Origin of the sequence: Sphingomicrobium astaxanthinifaciens (assembly GCF_022865105.1) — a bacterium.
Lineage (GTDB): Bacteria > Pseudomonadota > Alphaproteobacteria > Sphingomonadales > Sphingomonadaceae > Sphingomicrobium > Sphingomicrobium astaxanthinifaciens.
Window position 1 is genome coordinate 1,457,345 of the sequence record NZ_JAKNYM010000002.1, and the last position, 17,141, is coordinate 1,474,485.

The 17,141-nt window shown below is 69.2% G+C and carries 15 protein-coding genes, 1 tRNA gene and 1 pseudogene; 2 read left to right on the forward strand and 15 right to left on the reverse strand.

Going from position 1 to position 17,141, the window contains the following annotated elements:
• Positions 1 to 326: 326 nt before the first annotated feature.
• The 8 genes from L8951_RS11355 to L8951_RS11390 all read right to left on the reverse strand — a co-directional run bounded on the left by L8951_RS11355 (position 327) and on the right by L8951_RS11390 (position 7,913).
• Positions 327 to 914 (reverse strand): retropepsin-like aspartic protease family protein, encoded by a 588-nt coding sequence (locus tag L8951_RS11355; protein WP_244383165.1) that lies wholly within the window; start codon positions 912 to 914, stop codon positions 327 to 329.
• Positions 915 to 930: 16 nt separating this feature from the next.
• Positions 931 to 1,695: an MBL fold metallo-hydrolase gene (locus tag L8951_RS11360; RefSeq protein ID WP_244383166.1), complete on the reverse strand. Its 765-nt coding sequence runs from the start codon at positions 1,693 to 1,695 to the stop codon at positions 931 to 933.
• Complete coding sequence (locus tag L8951_RS11365) at positions 1,692 to 2,471, reverse strand: TatD family hydrolase (protein WP_244383167.1); 780 nt, start codon at positions 2,469 to 2,471, stop codon at positions 1,692 to 1,694. Before L8951_RS11365 ends, L8951_RS11360 begins: the two co-directional genes overlap by 4 nt.
• Positions 2,468 to 3,973 carry a methionine--tRNA ligase gene (gene metG, locus L8951_RS11370; protein ID WP_244383168.1) on the reverse strand — a complete coding sequence of 502 codons (1,506 nt, stop codon included), beginning with the start codon at positions 3,971 to 3,973 and terminating at the stop codon, positions 2,468 to 2,470. Before metG ends, L8951_RS11365 begins: the two co-directional genes overlap by 4 nt.
• Positions 3,974 to 3,983: 10 nt before the next feature.
• A complete protein-coding gene (locus tag L8951_RS11375; RefSeq protein WP_244383169.1) occupies positions 3,984 to 4,952 on the reverse strand; it encodes a DNA polymerase III subunit delta' in 969 nt (322 codons plus the stop codon).
• On the reverse strand, positions 4,949 to 5,578 hold the full coding sequence (tmk, locus tag L8951_RS11380; protein WP_244383170.1) for a dTMP kinase: 630 nt from the start codon (positions 5,576 to 5,578) through the stop codon (positions 4,949 to 4,951). The genes L8951_RS11375 and tmk overlap by 4 nt, the downstream gene beginning before the upstream one ends.
• Positions 5,579 to 5,585: 7 nt before the next feature.
• Complete coding sequence (locus L8951_RS11385) at positions 5,586 to 6,740, reverse strand: D-alanyl-D-alanine carboxypeptidase family protein (RefSeq protein ID WP_244383171.1); 1,155 nt, start codon at positions 6,738 to 6,740, stop codon at positions 5,586 to 5,588.
• A gap of 78 nt (positions 6,741 to 6,818) precedes the next feature.
• On the reverse strand, positions 6,819 to 7,913 hold the full coding sequence (locus tag L8951_RS11390; RefSeq protein ID WP_244383172.1) for a lytic murein transglycosylase: 1,095 nt from the start codon (positions 7,911 to 7,913) through the stop codon (positions 6,819 to 6,821).
• Positions 7,914 to 8,062: 149 nt separating this feature from the next.
• On the opposite strand from L8951_RS11390, the gene L8951_RS11395 reads away from it, so the two are divergent.
• Positions 8,063 to 8,152, forward strand: a tRNA-Ser gene (locus tag L8951_RS11395).
• Positions 8,153 to 8,227: 75 nt separating this feature from the next.
• On the opposite strand, the gene L8951_RS11565 is transcribed toward L8951_RS11395, so the two are convergent.
• From L8951_RS11565 to L8951_RS11425, 7 genes and pseudogenes are all read right to left on the reverse strand, one after another.
• Positions 8,228 to 9,025, reverse strand: coding sequence for a putative bifunctional diguanylate cyclase/phosphodiesterase (locus L8951_RS11565; protein WP_265535991.1), 798 nt, complete (start codon positions 9,023 to 9,025; stop codon positions 8,228 to 8,230).
• Between the two features lie 27 nt (positions 9,026 to 9,052).
• Positions 9,053 to 10,180 (reverse strand): annotated as a pseudogene (locus L8951_RS11570) (diguanylate cyclase domain-containing protein); the annotation flags it as partial.
• Positions 10,181 to 10,192: 12 nt separating this feature from the next.
• Positions 10,193 to 10,756, reverse strand: a complete 564-nt coding sequence (locus L8951_RS11405; protein WP_244383174.1) for a GAF domain-containing protein — start codon at positions 10,754 to 10,756, stop codon at positions 10,193 to 10,195.
• 83 nt (positions 10,757 to 10,839) lie between these two features.
• Positions 10,840 to 11,493 (reverse strand): peptide-methionine (S)-S-oxide reductase MsrA, encoded by a 654-nt coding sequence (msrA, locus tag L8951_RS11410; RefSeq protein WP_244383175.1) that lies wholly within the window; start codon positions 11,491 to 11,493, stop codon positions 10,840 to 10,842.
• Positions 11,493 to 12,035, reverse strand: coding sequence for a sterol desaturase family protein (locus L8951_RS11415; RefSeq protein ID WP_244383176.1), 543 nt, complete (start codon positions 12,033 to 12,035; stop codon positions 11,493 to 11,495). The genes msrA and L8951_RS11415 overlap by 1 nt, the downstream gene beginning before the upstream one ends.
• The gene (locus L8951_RS11420) at positions 12,032 to 12,778 is read right to left on the reverse strand and encodes a fatty acid desaturase (RefSeq protein WP_244383177.1); all 747 of its coding nucleotides are present in this window, start codon (positions 12,776 to 12,778) and stop codon (positions 12,032 to 12,034) included. Before L8951_RS11420 ends, L8951_RS11415 begins: the two co-directional genes overlap by 4 nt.
• A 48-nt stretch (positions 12,779 to 12,826) precedes the next feature.
• Positions 12,827 to 14,305 carry an FMN-binding glutamate synthase family protein gene (locus L8951_RS11425; RefSeq protein ID WP_244383178.1) on the reverse strand — a complete coding sequence of 493 codons (1,479 nt, stop codon included), beginning with the start codon at positions 14,303 to 14,305 and terminating at the stop codon, positions 12,827 to 12,829.
• A 274-nt stretch (positions 14,306 to 14,579) separates the two neighbouring features.
• Here L8951_RS11425 and L8951_RS11430 point away from each other — a divergent pair.
• Positions 14,580 to 17,141 (forward strand): DUF5801 repeats-in-toxin domain-containing protein (locus L8951_RS11430; protein WP_244383179.1); only part of this gene is annotated, 2,562 nt, incomplete at its 3' end.

Here is a 17,141-nt window from a genome sequence, read left to right on the forward strand (position 1 = left end):
GCTGCGCGGGCGCTACCGATTTGTGCGAGACCGCGAAGATAAGGGACTGCGGGACCGGCGCTTCCGGACGACGGCGCCACCGCCGCGGCGCCGGGGAACGATCGCGTGCCGCTTCCAGCGCGCTCCGTTGCCGCGCGCTGCGACTGCGGCGTTGCCGCGCGCTGCGACCGCGGCGCCGTGCCGCGCGAGGGGGCCCCGACCCGAACCACTTCGGCAAGTCTGATAATATATATTATGTAAAGTGACAGAGGTCTCGTGCCCGTGGCATTCAGCGCCAACCCCGACCCAGCGTCACGCGCGCCCGCCGCTTGGCGGCGGCGTCCGGCTCAGGGTTCGAGCACCAGCCAGCGTCCCTCGACGCCCCACCGGTCGAGCGTCGACAGGAAGTTCATTCCGATCACGTTGAGGTCGACCTGGTCGGTGACGTGCACCGCCATGTCGCGCCGCTCGATCGGTCCGAGCGAGAGGCTGTCGGCGCGCCCGCGCGAGACGCGCACCACGCCATTGCCGGTGCGCACCATCTGGTCGCGGCGCGGATTGATCGCGACCCCGGCGGCCTCGGCGGTCGGGCGCGCCAGCGTGGTCATCGTCGCGCCCGAATCGACGAGGAAGTTGACCGGCATCCCGTTGACCTCGACCTCGACCCAGAAATGGCCGTCGATCGCCATCGGCACGCGGATCTCGCCCGCCGCGGTGATCGGTTCGCCGGTGACTTCGGAGCGCAGCCGGTCGCCGACCATCCCGAGGTCGTCGCGAAAGGTGAAGATGACGAAGCCCGCGCCGAAGATCGCGACCCACGCCAGCGCCATCTTGGCGAGCCGCGCCACCGGCTCGCGGCGGGTCAGCAGCGCCGACACCACGATCGCGAGCGCGAGCATGATATAGACGCCGCCGAGCATCCAGTCGTTGGTCACAGGCTCGCTTCCAGGCTCACAGGGTCAGTTCCAGTCCGTCATGACAGGGCGCCGCCCAATCGGGCAGCATGGAACTAAGTTGGGCATGATCCATCACGATGTCGAGATGCGTGAGCCATAATTGCCCGACTCCGAGCTCTTTCGCCCAGCGCAGGACGGCATCGAGATGCGCGTGGGTCGGGTGCGGTTTCAACCCGAGACAGTCGCAGATCCAGACATCGACGCCCGCGTAAAGTGTTGCCATTTCGCTGGTAAGCTCGTGAAAATCAATCGCATAGGCCAGACTCTTTCCATCGCGATCGAACCGCAAGCCGAGGCTGTTAATACTGCCATGTGGCTGGTCGACGAAGCGAAAGCGCCCGCCCTGCCATGCGCGCTCGCTATCGAGCGCGACCGGCTCGAACAGCGGCGAATAATTTTCATAGCCCGCGAAGGCATAGGCGAAACGCCGCTCGAGCTGGTCGAGCGTGTGCGCCCGCGCCCACAGCGGCAGCCGCCGCCCCGAGCGGCGCACCAGCCCGCGCAGGTCGTCGATCCCGTGGCAATGGTCGGCATGGTCGTGGGTGACGATGCACGCGTCGAGCCCGCGCACCCCGGCATCGAGCAATTGCTCGCGGCAATCGGGGCCGCAGTCGACGAGCAGCCGCCCCTCGCCCGCCTCGACCAGGATCGAGGAGCGGCGACGGCGGTTCTTCGCGTTGGCGGGATCGCACGCCCCCCAGTTGCCGTCGACATGGGGCACCCCGCCCGAGGTCCCGCAGCCGAGGACGCGGATCTTCACGCCGCGGCTTTGTCGAACAATCGGAAGAAGTTGGCGCTCGTCTGCGCGTGCAGCGTCGCGACCGCCTCGCCGCGCAGCTCGGCCACGAAGGCGGCGGTATCGGCGACGAAGGCGGGCTCGCAGGTCTTGCCGCGATGCGGCACCGGCGCGAGGAACGGGCTGTCGGTCTCGACCAGCATCCGCTCGGCAGGCAGCGTCTTGGCGGTGGCCTGCAGCTCCTTGGCGTTCTTGAAGGTGACGATGCCCGACAGCGAGATGTAGAAGCCGAACTCGAGCGCCCGGTCGGCGAGCCACTGCGAGCTGGTGAAGCAGTGGAGCACGCCCCTCACCCCGCCCCGCGCCACCTCGCGCGACAGGATCTCGGCGGTATCCTCCTCGGCATCGCGGGTATGCACCACCAGCGGCAGCCCGGTCTGCCGCGCCGCCTCGATATGCGCCTCGAACCGGGCCTTCTGCGCGCCGCGGTCGGACTTGTCGTAATAATAGTCGAGCCCGCATTCGCCGATCGCGACGACCTTGGGATGCGCCGCCGCCGCGACCAGCGCCTCGACCCCGAGGTCGGGATGCGCGTCGGCCTCGTGCGGATGCACGCCGATGGTCGCCCACACGTCGTCGTGGCGCTCGGCGGTGGCGACGATCGCGTCCCACTCTCGCTGGCGGGTCGAGATGTTGAGCATGCCGGTGACGCCGCGCGCGCGCGCCGCGTCGAGCACCTCGTCCTGCCGCTCGACCAGCCCCTCGTAATTGAGGTGGCAGTGGCTGTCGATCAGGCTCATGCGTCCTCCGTCTTCATCTCGAGGCGCGGGAAGGCCGGGGTCGGCTTGGCGATCGGCGCGCCCCCCTCGCCCGCGGCGAGCTGGTCGAGCACCGCCTTGGCGCCCGTCGGCACCACCGGCAGGATGGCGGTGGCGAGCGGACGAAGCGCCGCCGCGAGCGTGCCCAGCACCGCCGCCATGCGCTTGGGATCGGTCTTGCGCAGCGCCCACGGCGCCATCTCGTCGACATAGGCATTGCCGGCGTAGACCGCCTGCAACCACGCCTCGATCCCCTTCTCGAACGCCCATTCGCCGAACGCGGCGGGCAGTTGCTCCTCGCAGGCGCGGCGCACCTTCTCGAGCAGCGCCAGGTCGGCCGCCTCGCTGCCCGCGGGCGGGATCACCCCGTCGAGGTTCTTGTGGATCATCGACAGCGTGCGCTGCGCCAGGTTGCCGAAGCTGTTGGCCAGTTCGGCGTTGACGCGGGTGACGAGGCTTTCCTCGCCCACGCTCCCGTCCTGCCCGAAGCTGACCTCGCGGAGCAGGTAGTAGCGCAGCGAATCGACGCCATGACGTCGCGCCATCGCCATCGGGTCGACGACATTGCCGAGGCTCTTCGACATCTTCACCCCGCCCTCGCCGAGCAGGAAGCCGTGCGCGAACACCTGTTTGGGCAAGGCCACCCCGGCGCTCATTAGGAACGCCGGCCAGTAGACCGCGTGGAAACGGATGATGTCCTTGCCGATCAGGTGGCAATCGGCGGGCCAATATTTGTCCCAGGCCTCGCCCCCGTCGGGATAACCGACACCGGTGATGTAATTGGTCAACGCGTCGAGCCAGACGTACATCACATGGTTCTCGCTGCCCGGCACCGGCACCCCCCAGTCGAAACTGGTGCGGCTGACCGACAGGTCGCGCAGCCCGCCCTTGATGAAGCTCACTACCTCGTTGCGGCGGCTGTCGGGCTGGATGAAGTCGGGGTTGGCGGCGATATGGTCGAGCAGCGGCTGCTGGTAGGCCGACAGCTTGAAGAACCAGGTTTCCTCGACCTGCCATTCGACCGGCGTGCCCTCGGGGCTCAATTTCTGCCCGTCCTCGCCGACGCGCAGCTCCTTCTCGTCGTAGAAGGCCTCGTCGCGCACCGAATACCAGCCCTCGTAGCGCCCGAGATAGAGGTCGCCGCGCGCCTCGAGCTGCTTCCACAGCGCCTGCGCGGCGCGGTGATGGTCCGCGTCGGTGGTCCGGATGAAGCGGTCGTAACTGATCGCAAGATCGTCGCACATCGCCTTGAAGATCGCCGACATCTTGGCGCCCAGCTCGGCGGGCGTCAGCCCCTGCTCGCGCGCCGTCTGCGCCATCTTGAGCCCATGCTCGTCGGTGCCCGTCTGGAAATAGACGTCGCGGCCGCGTGCGCGCTGGAACCGCGCCATGACATCGGCGGCGATCGCCTCATAGGCGTGGCCGACATGCGGCGCGCCGTTGGGATAGGAGATGGCGGTCGAGAGATAATAGGGCGTGGACATGCCCCGGCGACTAGCCTTGCCGTGCCGCCGCCGCAAGATGGCCCGTCAGGACATAGACGGTCGAGGCGGGGTCGCTCGACAGCCGCGGCGCGAGCTGCGCGGTGCGCCGTGCCTCGGCATAGGCGTCGAGCAGCGCGGCGCGGCGCGACCCCGTCGCCCCCCGCGCCTCCTGCGCCACGATCCCCGGCAGCATCGCGAGGAAGATCGCGTAGCGCTCCGCCGCCGCCTTGCTCGACAGGCTCTTGGCGAGCGCGGCGCGGCGCGCGTTGGTGGGATCGCCTTCGCGCATCAGCTGCGTCGCCGCCTCCGCGAGCGGGGTGAGGTCGTGCTCGGCGATCGCCAGCGCGCGGCCCGCCGACCCGCCCGCCAGCGCGGCGAGCCGCTCTCGCTCGCGCGCCTCGGTGGCCGGCCGCACCTGCTCGATCACGCGCGCGACATCGTCCGGCGCAAGCGTCGCGAAATCGAGACGGCGGCAGCGCGAGCGGATCGTCGGCAACAGCCGCCCCGGCGCGTGCGCGACGAGGAAGAACAGGGTGTTGGCGGGCGGCTCCTCGAGCATCTTGAGTAGCGCATTGGCCGCGCTCGCCTCGAGGTCGTCGGCGCTGTCGATGACGATGACGCGCCAGTCGCTCATCGACGGGGTGACCGCGAACAGCCCGCCCAGCTCGCGCACCTGCGCGACCGAGATGTTGCGCGCCAGCGCGGTCCCCGACTTGTTCATCCCGCGCTCGAGGCGGCGAAAGTCGGGGTGCGAGCCGGCGTCGATCAGCCGTGCGGTGGGATGGTCGGGGTCGACGTCGAGCCCGTTGCCCGCCGGCATCGGCCCCGCCGCCTCGGCCAGCACGCGCAGCGCCGCCGCCTGCGCAAAGCTCGCCTTGCCCACCCCCTTGGGACCGGCCAGCAGCCAGGCATGGTGCGGGGTGCCCGAACGCCAAGCAGCAAGGAACCGCCCGACCGCCTGGTCCTGCCCGATGATCATGGCAATAGGTCCCCGAGCGCATAGAGCAGCCGCGCGGTCACCGTCGCGGCACTGCCGTCCGCGTCGACCAGGCGCACCCGCTCGGGGTCGGCCGCGGCGCTTTTGGCAAAACCCGCATCGACCAGCGCATGGTAGGAGGGCGGGCGCCCGCCGATACGATCGGCGCCCCCGGTGTCGCGGCTGGCGGCGCGGCGCGCCCCTTCCCCGCCCTCGAGCCGCAGCACCAGCGTGCGGTCGGGCAGGAAATCCTCCGAGCCGAAGCGATGCAGGTCGCGGATCGCCTCGAACCCCAACCCGCCCGCCTCGCCCTGGTAGGCAAGCGAGCTGTCGAGGAAGCGATCCGACAGCACCCACTTGCCCTCGGCCAGCGCGGGGCGGATCGTCTTGGCGATATGGTCGGCGCGCGCAGCGGCGAACAGCAGGGCTTCGGCGCGCGGCGTCCAGCGTCCGTCCTCGCCCTCGAGCAGGAGCGTGCGGATCGCCTCCGCGCCGGGGCTGCCCCCCGGCTCGCGGGTCACCACGACTTCGAGCCCGCGCCCCTCGAGCGCCTGCGCCAGCGCGGCGAGCTGGGTCGACTTGCCGACCCCCTCGCCGCCCTCGAGACTGATGAACCGCCCCCTTGCCATGGTCCGATCAGGCCATGCCGAAGAGCTGCTTGAGCCCGATCAGCGCGCGGCGGAAGAAACCCGCTTCCTCGACATCGGCACCCGCGACCAACGGCAGCACCGCTTGCTCGCCGTCGACGGTCACGACCAGTTCGGCGACCTTCTCGCCCTTGGCGATCGGCGCCTTGAGCGGCCCGGCGTAGCGGACCTTGGCACTCGGATCGGCGGCGAGCCCGGCGGGAAAACTGGCGGCAAGGTCGCGCGGCGCGACCAGCGCGACGCTGTCGGCGCTGCCCAGCTGGACCCGCGCGCGCGCCACTTCGGCACCCTCGGCGAACAGCGGCATGGTATCCCACGCGTTGAAGCCCCATTCCATCAGCGCGACGCTCTCGGACACGCGCGCGCCATAGCTGTCGAGCCCCGCGATCACCATGATCAGCCGGCGTCCGTCGCGCTCGGCCGACCCGGTGAAGCCGTAGCCCGCTTCCTCGGTATGCCCGGTCTTGAGCCCGTCGGCCCCCGGCACCTTGCCGAACAGCGGGTTGCGGTTGGGCTGGGTGATCGGCTGTCCGCCCTGCGTCTCGCCCCAGGTGAAGTCGGGCTTGCCGTAATATTTGCGATAGAGGTCGGGATGGTCCTCGATGGTCGAGCGCGCGAGCGTGGCGAGGTCGCGCGCGGTGACCAGCGTGGCGCCCTCGTCGGGCCACCCCACCGGGTTGCCGAAGCGGCTGTCCTCGAGCCCGAGCGCATCGCCCGCCGCGTTCATCCGGTCGACGAAGGCCTCGACCGTGCCCGAGATGCATTCGGCGAGCACCATCGTGGCATCGTTGCCCGACACGGTGACCACCCCGTAGAGCAGGTTCTCGACGCTGACCTCCTCGCCCGGCGAGAGGAACATGGTCGAGCCTGCCTGCGGCCCCGACCATTCGCGCCACGTCTCAGGGCGCACCCTGCACATCTTGTCCTCGTCGAGCTTGCCCGCGTCGATCAGCTCGAAGGCGACATGGGTCGTCATCATCTTGGCCATCGAGGCGGGCGGGATCTGCCGGTCGGCATCCTTTTCGTAGAGCACCTGCCCCGACGACAGGTCGATCAGATAGGCGATCGGCGCGGCCCCGTCGAAGCTGGGCGAGGCGAGCGCGGCGGCGGGCAGGAGGGCGATCGGCAGGAGGGAAAGACGCATGGGCAGCGGACCTTCGCGAATAAGAGGAACCATCGGTGGTGACCCGTCTTAGGACGGGCAGGCCCCCGCCCTCAAGGACTAACGCTCGATCGCGTCGGCGACGAGGCCGATCGTGAGCGCGTAGAAATTGGAGCAATTATAATCGAGGATCGCGTCATAATTGCGGGTCAGCAGGTAGGCGGTGTTGCCCGGCCCGTCGGGCTCGAACAGCTTGAGCATCACCCCGTCGGAAAAGCTCGTCGTCACCGGGGTCACCCCGAGCGCGCGCCATTCGGCCATCGTCTTCCAGCGGCTGTGCCGGTTGAACACGGCGGGGCAGCGCTCGGGCGGGGTCAGGCGGCGGATCGCCTCGCGGTCGAGCGAGGCGGGCACCTCGACCGCGATCCCCCAGTCGATCCCGCGCTCCCACCCTTTGGTGGCGAGATAGTTGGCGATCGAGGCATAGGCGTCGGGCTCGGAGCCCCAGATGTCGGCCCAGCCATCGCCGTCGCCGTCGCGCGCGAGGCTGAGGATGTTGGAGGGCATGAACTGGGTCTTGCCCGCCGCGCCGGCCCAGCTGCCGGTGAGATGGTCGCGCGTATAGCCCTTGTCCATCAGCTTCATCGCGGCGACGAACTCGCCCTCGAACAGCTCGCGGCGGCGGCCCTCCCACGCCAGCGTGCCGAGCGCCTCGAACAGGTCGAAATTGCCGGTGATCCGCCCGTAGCTCGTCTCCTTGCCGTAGATGGCGACGAGGATGTCCTTGTCGACGCCATATTGCTCCTGGAGCCGCCACAGCGTGTCCCAGTGCTGGCGCACCTCGGCCTTGCCGCGCTCGATGATGTCGCGGGTGACGTGGCGGCGCTGGTAGGGGGCGTAGGGCGGGATGACGGTCGAGCCCGGCGCCCCGCCCGGCTGCGCGCGATCGAGCTCGATCGAGCGGCGGTTGATCTCGAGCCCGGGCAGCACCGCGTCGACGGTGCGTCGGCTCACCCCCTCGGCGAGGCTGCGCGCGGCGAGGTGGCGCTTGTAGGCCTCCCAGCTCAGCGCCCCGGAGGGCGTCGCGGGGATCGCGGGCACGGCCTCGGCGGCGCGGGCCGCGCCCTCGGGGAGCGGGGCCAGCGGGTCGCGCTCCTGGCCGCAGGCGGGCAGCGCGGCGGCAAACGCGCTCGCGGCGATCAAAGTCATACGCATCAAACAGGCTACGCTCATGCCCGCATCCTTATCCTTCGCGACGGCGAAAAACAGCCGCGTTCATCGCGAGCCTTGCACGCCCCGGCCTTTCGCCATAGCGAGGCAAAGCTGAATTGCGGGTGGACGACGACCGGTCCATCGACGCGCGCGGAGAGGTGGCAGAGTGGTCGAATGCTCCGGTCTTGAAAACCGGCGTGGGCGCAAGCTCACCGTGGGTTCGAATCCCACCCTCTCCGCCATCGTCTCCCGACCGGTTCGAGTGCCGGCCCCTTCTCCTCGCGCCCTGCCCCCTGCCGCTCCGGTCGGCGCGGGCCTCAGGCCGGCAGCGCGGCGCTGCCCGGCGCGAGCCGCTGCATCCGCTTGATCTCCTCGGCGGGCACCGCGCGCGAGAACAGGTGGCCCTGCAGGTGGGTGCACCCCAGCTTGGTCAGCAGCGCCTGCTGCTCGAGCGTCTCGACCCCCTCGGCGACGACCCCGATCGACAGGTTGCGGCTGAGCGTGGTGACCGCCTCGATGATCGCGCGCGCCGCGCGCGAGCGGTCGAGCTCGAAGATGAAGGTCTTGTCGATCTTGACCTTGTCGAAGGGGAAATCGTTGAAATAGCACAGCGAGGAATGCCCCACCCCGAAATCGTCGATCAGGATGCTGACCCCCAGCGCGCGCAATTCGGCGAGCTGCTTGAAGACGCATTCGACATTCTTGATCACCACCCGTTCGGTGACCTCGAGGTGGAGTCGGTGCGGGGGCAGCCCGGTCCGCTCGAGCGCCTGCTTGACGAAGGGCACGATCGTTTCGGATTCGAACTGGTGCGGCGAGATGTTGACGCTGACCGCGATTCCCGGGTCCCACCCCCGCGCATCGGCGCAGGCGCGTTCGAGCACCCGGCGGCCGAGTTCCTCGATCAGCCCCGCTTCCTCGGCGATCGGGATGAAGGTGTCGGGGGCGATGCGCCCGCGCGTCGGGTGCACCCAGCGCGCGAGCGCTTCGACGCTGACGATCTCCTGCGTGGCCGCCGACACGATCGGCTGGTAGTTAAGCGTCACGCCATCGTGCTTGAGCGCGGCCTGGAAATCGGCCTCGAGCTCGACCTTCTCCTTGGCCGCGGTGTCCATCGCGAGGTTGAACGCGCAGTAGCGATTGCGCCCCTCCTGCTTGGCGCGATAGAGCGCGAGATCGGCATTCTCGCGGATCCGGTTGGAATCGAGCCCGTCGTCGGGGAAGATCGCCGAGCCGATCGAGGCGCCGATGGTGACGCTGATGCGGCCGACGTCGATCGGCTCGGCGATCGCCTTGATCAGCGCGGCCGCGAGCCGGTCGCAGCGAAAGCGCAGGTCGTGCCCGGTCAGGACCGCGATGAATTCGTCGCCGCCAATCCGCGCGACGCAGTCGTTCTCGCCCATCTCCTCGCGCATCCGCGCCCCCACCTCCTCGAGCACGCGGTCGCCCGCCTGGTGGCCATATTTGTCGTTGACCGCCTTGAACCGGTCGAGATCGATATAGAGCAGGGCATAGCTGTCCTGCCCCGCGGTCAGCCCCTCGAGGACCTCGGCCAGGCTCTTGCGGTTGAGCAGCCCGGTGAGGCTGTCGAACCGCGCCAGGCGATAATTCTCGGCCTCGGTGCGGCGGATGTCGGTCAGGTTCTCGGCAATGCCGAGGATCAGCCGCCCCTCGCCGTCGGGCGCCTCGGTGAGCACGCGGGTGATCTTGAGGTGCTGCCGCTCGCCGTTGGGCTGGAGGATATCCCGTTCGTTGACCGTCGGCCGGCGGGTCGAGATGGTCTCGAGGTCGCGCGCCTCGAGCACCGGCCCGACCCCCGGATGGAGGTCGCGGTCGCGCAGCCCCGTGAGCGGGCGCTTGCCCCCGAGCAGGTCCTCGGCCTTCTGGTTGGCGAGGACGTAGCGGCGCGAGGCGACGTCCTTCACGAACAGCGCCACCGGCAGGTTCGAGATCACCGAGTTGAGGAAGGCGCGCGTGCTCGCGCACTCCGCCTCGAGCGCCTTGCGCGCGGCGATGTTGCGGATGATCGCGGCAAAGCCGTCGCGCGAATCGTGGCGCTGCCACCGCGCCAGCGACAGCTCGATCGGGAATTCCCGTCCCTCCTTGTCGATCGCCTCGAGTTCGACCGGGTCGCCGCCGACAATGTGCGAGGGCGCGCCCGCCCGCATCCGCTCGAGCCCCTTGCAATGCGCCTCGCGAAATCGATCGGGAATGATCAGCGAGACGTTGCGGCCGATCGCTTCCTCGGCGGCATAGCCGAACATCGCCTCCGCCGCCGGGTTTCACTCGATGATGCGCCCCTGCTCGTCGGCGGCGATGATCGCGTCGGAGGTCGCCCTGATCACCTGCTCGGCGACCCCGTCCCCGCCGCTGACGTGGTCCTCGAGCAGCATCGCCGCGAGCCGGGCGTGGATCTTGAGGTCGCGGCGCAGGTCGGCTTCGTCGGCCGCGCGCGGTTCGGGGTCGAGCAGGCACAGCGCGGCGACCGGTTCCCCGTTGGCGGCGAGGATCGGCGCCGCGGCGAAGAAGCGGAAGGGCGCCGGCCCGCCCCCGAGCGGGTCGCCGATCCGCTCGGGACAGGCGGTGATGTCGGGCACCACGAGGGTGCGGCCGGTCGCGATCGCGTGATGGAGCAGCCGCCCGAGAACGCGCCGCGCGCCATCGGGCAGGCCGTGTCCGACAAAGACCCGCGCCTTGCGACCGCAGCTCTCGACAATGGCGGCGCCCTGCACCGCGAAGGCGCGGGCGGCGACCCGCACGAGGTCGCGCATGGGCTCGCGACCGGACCCGTCGTGCACCGCTGCGACGGTGGACGCGCGCTCGTCGATCGGGCCGGGGCGTTCCATGCCGCCAATAAATCGCCGCACGCTTAAAAAGATCGCAAGGATTGGTCCCATTCGGACCGATTGGCGCGGCGTTCCGCGGCGGCCTAGCGCGCGAGCTCGGGAAAGAGCCGCTTGAAAGCGGCGACCTTGGGGGCGTCGTGGCGCACGATATAGGGATGGCGCGGATGCCGGCGCGCGAAATCCTGGTGATAGGGCTCGGCGACGACGAAGGGCCGGGCACGCTCGAGCGTGGTGACGATCGGGCGGTCATAGACCCCGGCGCGCTCGAGCTGCGCGAGGTAGGCGCGCGCCTGCCGCGCCTGCCGCGCGTCGACCGGGAACAGGGCGGTGCGATAATGCGCGCCGAAGTCGGGGCCCTGCCGGTTGCGCAGGGTCGGATCGGCGATCACCGAGAAATAGACGCGCAGGAGGTCGGTATAGGACACGACCGCGGGATCGAACACGACCCGGACCGTCTCGGCGTGCCCGGTGCCGCCCGCGGTGACCTCCTTGTAGGTCACGCGGTCCGATCGTCCCCCGGCATAGCCCGAGACCGCGGCGGCCACCCCCGCGACCTGCTCGAACACCGCCTCGACCCCCCAGAAGCAGCCGCCCGCGAAATAGGCGGTCTCGCGCGCCGCCTCGTGGGGGATCACGAGCCACGCCGCGGGCACCTTCTCATCGCCCCCGCTCGCCACCGCTTCGCCGCAGCCCGCCAGCAGCAGCAGGACGGCGACGGCGAGGGCGGCGCGGGGCATCAGCCGCCGCTCCGCAGCTCGGGCACGTCCTCGGGGTCGCGCACCCCGCGCGGATGGTGGCGCCGCAGCCGCGCCTTGAGCACGCGCACCGGCGGCGCGTAGAGGAAGCCGAAGGACACGCAGCCGTCGCGCCCGTCGACCGCATGGTGCAGCCGGTGCGCCTGGTAGAGTCGCTGGAGATAGCCCGACTTGGGCACGATCCGGAACGGCCAGCGCTGGTGCACCAGCCCGTCGTGGGCGATGAAATAGAGGATCCCGTAGAGCGTCGTGCCGAGCCCGACGTACCACGCCCACACCGGGCCCAATGCGCCCGCGGTGAACAACCCGATGGCGAGCAGCGCGAACACCACCGCGTAGAGGTCGTTGCGCTCGAACAATCCGGTGCGCGGGGCATGGTGCGAGGCGTGCCAGCCCCATCCCAGCGGGCCGTGCATGACCCAGCGGTGGACGGCATAGGCGGTGGCTTCCATCGCCACGACCACGCCGAGCGCGATCAGCAGCCCCTGCCAGACGGGAAAGGTGGAAAGGAAGGCAAAGCTCATGAGGCCCGGGTCCGTGCGCGCACCCGCGGCAGCCGCCACCAGGGCGCTCCGGGGTGGAGGTGATGTTCGTGATGATAGCCGAAATGGAAGCAACTCAACAGGCTGCCGAGGACCGAGAAGTCGTTCGAGCGGCTGTTGTGGTGATCGGCGAAGGCCTCGCCGTGCCGGTGGCGGTGCGGGCGGAAGGTGCCGAAATAGAAGAGCTGGATCGAGGCGGCGAGCGAGGGCCCCGCCCAGAAGGCGAGATGGACCAGCCGTTCCCAGCCGCCGACCATGTACAGGATCGCGCCATAGGCGATGACGATCGTCCCAGTCACCCAGAACACGTAGCGGTCGAGGTAGCGCCGCATGAAGGTCCAGTACCAGCGCAGCCCGTCGGTCGGATGGTCGGCATCGAAGTCGGGGTCGTCGCGGCTGCCGACATGGTCGTGATGCGCGTGGTGCTTGGGATGGAGCCGGTCGTAGGAGAAGCCCATGAACAGCCGCAGCGCGAGCCGCCCCACGGCTCGGTTGAGGCGCGCCCGGCCGGGGGCGAGCGAGCCGTGCATGGCATCGTGCGCGACGATGAACAATCCGACCGACAGCCAGGTCTGGACGAGGAACAGCGCGAGCGCCGCGAGCGGCTGCTCCCACGCCACCAGCACCCAGACCGCGGCGACATGCCCGCCCGCCCAGCCGCCAATGATCAGCGCGGCGAGGATCAGTCCGATGGCGGTCTGTTTCTGGGCGGCAAGCGTGTCCATCTTCAAGGGTTTAGCGCAAAGCGTGGCGCCATGAAACGGGCTTGCGGGCTAGGTCTGCCGCACCGGGTCGGGGTGCATCTCGTCCATCCGCCGGGTGCGCCCGTCGGGGCAGACCAGCCGGACGTGGCAGCGCTGCAGGTCGCGCGGACTCGCCACCCCGCAGCTATGCGCGATGATCCCCACTTCCTCGCGCATCTGCCCGACGAAATTGGCGACCTTGTCGGCCTTGTCCTCGGGCACCAGCCCGCGCTGCAACCTTTTCTTGTGGGTCGTCACCCCGGTGGGGCAGTTGTTGGTGTGGCACTTCATCGCCTGGATACAGCCGATCGCGAACATGAAGCCGCGCGCGGCATTGACGAAATCGGCCCCCGTGGCGAGCGCCCAAGCGGTGTCGCTCGGGGTGACGAGCTTGCCCGAGACGACGAGCCGGATGCGCTCCTCGAGCCCGTGACGCGCGCGCAGGTCGACCGCCAGCGGGAGCGCCTCGTGGATCACCATGCCGACATTGTCCATCAGCGGCATCGGCGCCGCCCCGGTGCCGCCATCGCCGCCGTCGATGGTGATGAAGTCGGGCGCGCAGGCCTTGCCGCGTTCGCACACCCGCGCGAAGAAGCCGTCGAGCCAGTCGTCGTCGCCGAGCACGGTCTTGATCCCCACCGGCAACCCCGAGACGCGCCGCAGCCGATCGATGAAGTCGAGCAGCTCATCGTCGTTCGCGATCTCGGGGTGGCGGTTGGGCGAGATGCTGTCCTCGTCCTCGGGGATGCCGCGGATGGCGGCGATCTCGGCGGTGATCTTGCCGGCGGGCAGGATCCCCCCCTTGCCCGGCTTGGCGCCCTGCGCGAGCTTGAGCTCGATCATCCGCACCTGGTCGTGCGCCGCGATCGCCCGCAGCTTGTCCTCGTCGAGGCGCCCGTCGGGCCGGCGCGCGCCATATTTGGCGGTGCCGAGCTGGAACACGATGTCGCCCCCGCCCTCGAGGTGCGCGGGGGCCAGCCCCCCCTCCCCGGTCGACATCCAGCAGCCCGCCCGCGCGGTGCCGAGCGAGAGCGCGCGCACCGCGGGCTTGGACAGCGAGCCGTAGCTCATCGAGCTCATGTTGAAGAAGCTCGGCGCCGCATAGGGGCGCCGCGCGCCCGGCCCGATCACGAGCGGCGCGGCCTCGGCCGCGTCCTCGCCGAGCGTGGGCCAGGCGGCATTGACGAAGATCGGGGTGCCGACCGGCTGCAGGTTCTTGGTCGACCCGAACGGGCGGACATTGCCCTGCCCCGCGGCGGCGCGCTTGACCCAGTCGCGCTGGGCGCGGTTGAAGGGCATTTCTTCGCGGTCCATCGCGAAGAAATACTGGCGGAAGAATTCGCCGAGCCGTCCGAACAGGTGGCGGAAGCGGCCGATCACCGGATAGTTGCGGCGCACCGCATCGCTCGTCTGGCTGACATCGATCACGAACATCACCGCGATCGCGACGACGCCCAGCCCGAGGCACCAGATGAAGACGAGCGCAAGCGTCTCGAGGATGTGGGTCACGGCGCCTTCTCCTGCCTGCGGCGAACCGCGATCATAGCGCCTCGGCGGCAGGAAGCGAGCGGGGATTGCGGGGACCCTTTCGCCTCCGTTCCGGCAAATCCGCTAGGGCCTGCGCGTTGGCGTCTCGTCCTTACGCCGCTCGCGCTAGCCCGCGCCGACTACCCGTGCACGCCGATGCCCCAAGGCCCGGGGGGCGCGTATTCTTGCGCCCGTCCAATCCCCGCGAGCGGGGCCGCTGGGGTCCCGTCCGCCCTATCGCAGAGGTGCTCGAGCCATGGCCGAATTCGATCCGATTCTCGATCCCATCGTCATCGACGAAAGCGAGGGCTTGCAGACCTCGGGCATTCCCGCCGCCGGCGAGGACAACAATGACGACGACGTGCTGCTCGCCACGCTGATGGCGAACGCCGCCGCGCTCTACGACCGCTTGTTCAGCGACTATGCGCTGTCGACCGTCTTCGCGACCGCCAATGGCGTCGCCTACCAGGCCGACTTCGTCACCGTCGATGCCGCCGACAACGAGACGATCACCGACCTGTTCTTCGCGGCCGACGCGGGCGGAGCCCAATATGACGCCTGGGATGGCGGTGTGCCCGCGGCGGGCGATCTCGACAGTGGGCTGACGACCGCCGGGGGCGAGAAAATCTACCTGTTCCGCGATACCGACGCCGGACTGGGCAGCCAGCTCTTGCTCGGCGTGACGGAATCGGGCAACGTCGCCTTCGCCATCTACCTCGACCCCGCGGCGGACAATGAGAGCGCCGATGCCTGGATCGTCCAGTTCGAGGCGATCGACAATGGCGACGACACGCTGGTCGATGAACCCGTCGACCTCGCCGAACTCGTCTATGTGGCGGGGACGCAGACCAGCTTCTTCGGCTTCAACGACCTGCCCTCGGGGCAAAACCTGTTCGGCATCGTCGGCAACCCCGACAAGGGCGTGCTGGTGGTCGGCGGCGACGCCCAGATCAACCCGGCGACCACCAAATACACCAACAAGTCGGACACCATCAACACCTCGCAAGGCGGGATCGACGCGACGATCGGCAACTCCAACCAGATGGTCGACGCGGGCGAAGCGGTCTTCTTCGCCTTCATCAACGAACCCGACCTTCGCTACCTCGCAGGCTATGACGACGGCATGTTCCTCGGGCTCGACCAGAACGAGGCCGATTTCGCCAAGAACATGCAATATGGCACGCTCAACAATGTCACGGGTGGGTCGGTGCTGATCAGCCAGACGCAGGGCAATGCCAAGGTCGCGCTCGAACTCAGCCTCTACAACGTCCCCGACGCCAGCGACGCGGTCGACGGCGCGGCGCTGCTGCCGCTGCTCGGCCAGGTCCAGGTCGCGCTGGCGATGGCCGACGTGGTGGTCGAGGACAAGGACGGCAACGTCGTCTCGGGCGGCCGCGTCACGCTGAGCCAGGTCGGCGATGCGGTGAAGATCGACGGACTCAAGGCAGGCGACCTCATCAGTTGGTCCGGGCCCGCGCATGACCATGTCGAGATCCTCGGCAAGACCGGCAAGTTCGACATCGGCGGGATCGGCTTCGACGATCCGGGCTCGCTCAACATCGAGGCCGGCAGCAAGATCGTCTTCGAGGACGACGGTCCGGCCCCGCTGCTGTCGCTCAAGGGCGGCGTCGTGCTGGTCGATGAGACCAGCGGCGAGAACCCCGGCGAGGACGAAACCGCCACCTTCGGCGCCTCGGCCACGATTCTTACCGAACTGTTCGATTTCGATCCCGATAACTTCGGCACCGACGGCCCCGGGGCCTCGAGCTGGGCGCTCACGCTCAACCCGCTCGGGACCGGCAATTCGGGGCTCAAGGACAGCCTCACCGGGCAGGACGTGATGCTCGAGCAGATCCACTCGCTCAAGGTCGCGGGTTACATCATGATCGGGCTGGTCAAGCACACCGTCTTCACGGTCGAGATCAAGCTCGGCACCCCGGGCGACCCCGACGACAAGGTGATCCTCGATATCCACCGCGCCGTCTGGCACCCCGACAAGGACGATCCCGACGAGGCGTGGGATGCGGATCCGCTGCTCAACAAGGCCTCGACGCTGGTCAATGGCGAGCTCGACGCCTGGCTGACGACCACCGATGCCGAAGGCGACAGCAAGTCGGTCCGGGTCGACATCGGCGGCATCCTGTTCTTCGAGGACGACGCGCCGAGCGTCGCGCTGTCGCTCAACGACGTCGATGTCGTCGTCGACGAAAGCATCGGCGAGAATGGCGCACCCGAGACCGAACCCGCCGGCACGCTCGGGCAGATCAAGGTGCTCGGCTCGGTGCTGTTCGACACCAGCCTCGCGAGCGCGGGCAACGACGGCGAGAAGAGCGCCGTCTGGTCGCTCAAGCTGACCAACGGCAACGGCTCGAGCTCGGGGCTCAAGGACACCGCCTCGGGTCAGTTCGTCTACCTCTATGCGGACGGCGATGATGTCGTCGGACGCGTCGGCGCGGGCGGGCTGCCCGACGAGAACGGCGCGATCGCCTTCCGCGTCGCGATCGATAGCGACGACGGCGATGTCACGCTGACCCAGTATCGCGCGCTCTACCACCAGGATCCCGACGACCACGACGAGAACGGGTCAGCGGGCAGCCAGGCACCGCTGGCGATCGCCGCGGGCGAGCTCGAAGCGGTGCTCGAGATCACCGACAATGACGATGACGCCGACAGCGACAGCGTCGATCTCGGTCCCGCGCTCCAGTTCGAGGACGACGGGCCCGCGATCGGTCCGGTGGCCAACGGCCAGATCGATTTCGAGACCGGGTCGTCGGTGTCCAAGTCGCTCGGCGGCGATGTCGGCGAGGATCCCAACGCC

Coding starts and splice junctions, on each gene's coding strand:
- L8951_RS11385 (WP_244383171.1), bottom strand. CDS start 6,740: ATGCGTCTTTCCCTCCTGCCGATCGCCCTCCTGCCCGCCGCCGCGCTC.
- msrA (WP_244383175.1), bottom strand. CDS start 11,493: ATGCCCCGCGCCGCCCTCGCCGTCGCCGTCCTGCTGCTGCTGGCGGGC.
- L8951_RS11415 (WP_244383176.1), bottom strand. CDS start 12,035: ATGAGCTTTGCCTTCCTTTCCACCTTTCCCGTCTGGCAGGGGCTGCTG.
- L8951_RS11390 (WP_244383172.1), bottom strand. CDS start 7,913: ATGCGTATGACTTTGATCGCCGCGAGCGCGTTTGCCGCCGCGCTGCCC.
- L8951_RS11365 (WP_244383167.1), bottom strand. CDS start 2,471: ATGAGCCTGATCGACAGCCACTGCCACCTCAATTACGAGGGGCTGGTC.
- metG (WP_244383168.1), bottom strand. CDS start 3,973: ATGTCCACGCCCTATTATCTCTCGACCGCCATCTCCTATCCCAACGGC.
- tmk (WP_244383170.1), bottom strand. CDS start 5,578: ATGGCAAGGGGGCGGTTCATCAGTCTCGAGGGCGGCGAGGGGGTCGGC.
- L8951_RS11375 (WP_244383169.1), bottom strand. CDS start 4,952: ATGATCATCGGGCAGGACCAGGCGGTCGGGCGGTTCCTTGCTGCTTGG.
- L8951_RS11420 (WP_244383177.1), bottom strand. CDS start 12,778: ATGGACACGCTTGCCGCCCAGAAACAGACCGCCATCGGACTGATCCTC.
- L8951_RS11405 (WP_244383174.1), bottom strand. CDS start 10,756: ATGGAACGCCCCGGCCCGATCGACGAGCGCGCGTCCACCGTCGCAGCG.
- L8951_RS11565 (WP_265535991.1), bottom strand. CDS start 9,025: ATGGACACCGCGGCCAAGGAGAAGGTCGAGCTCGAGGCCGATTTCCAG.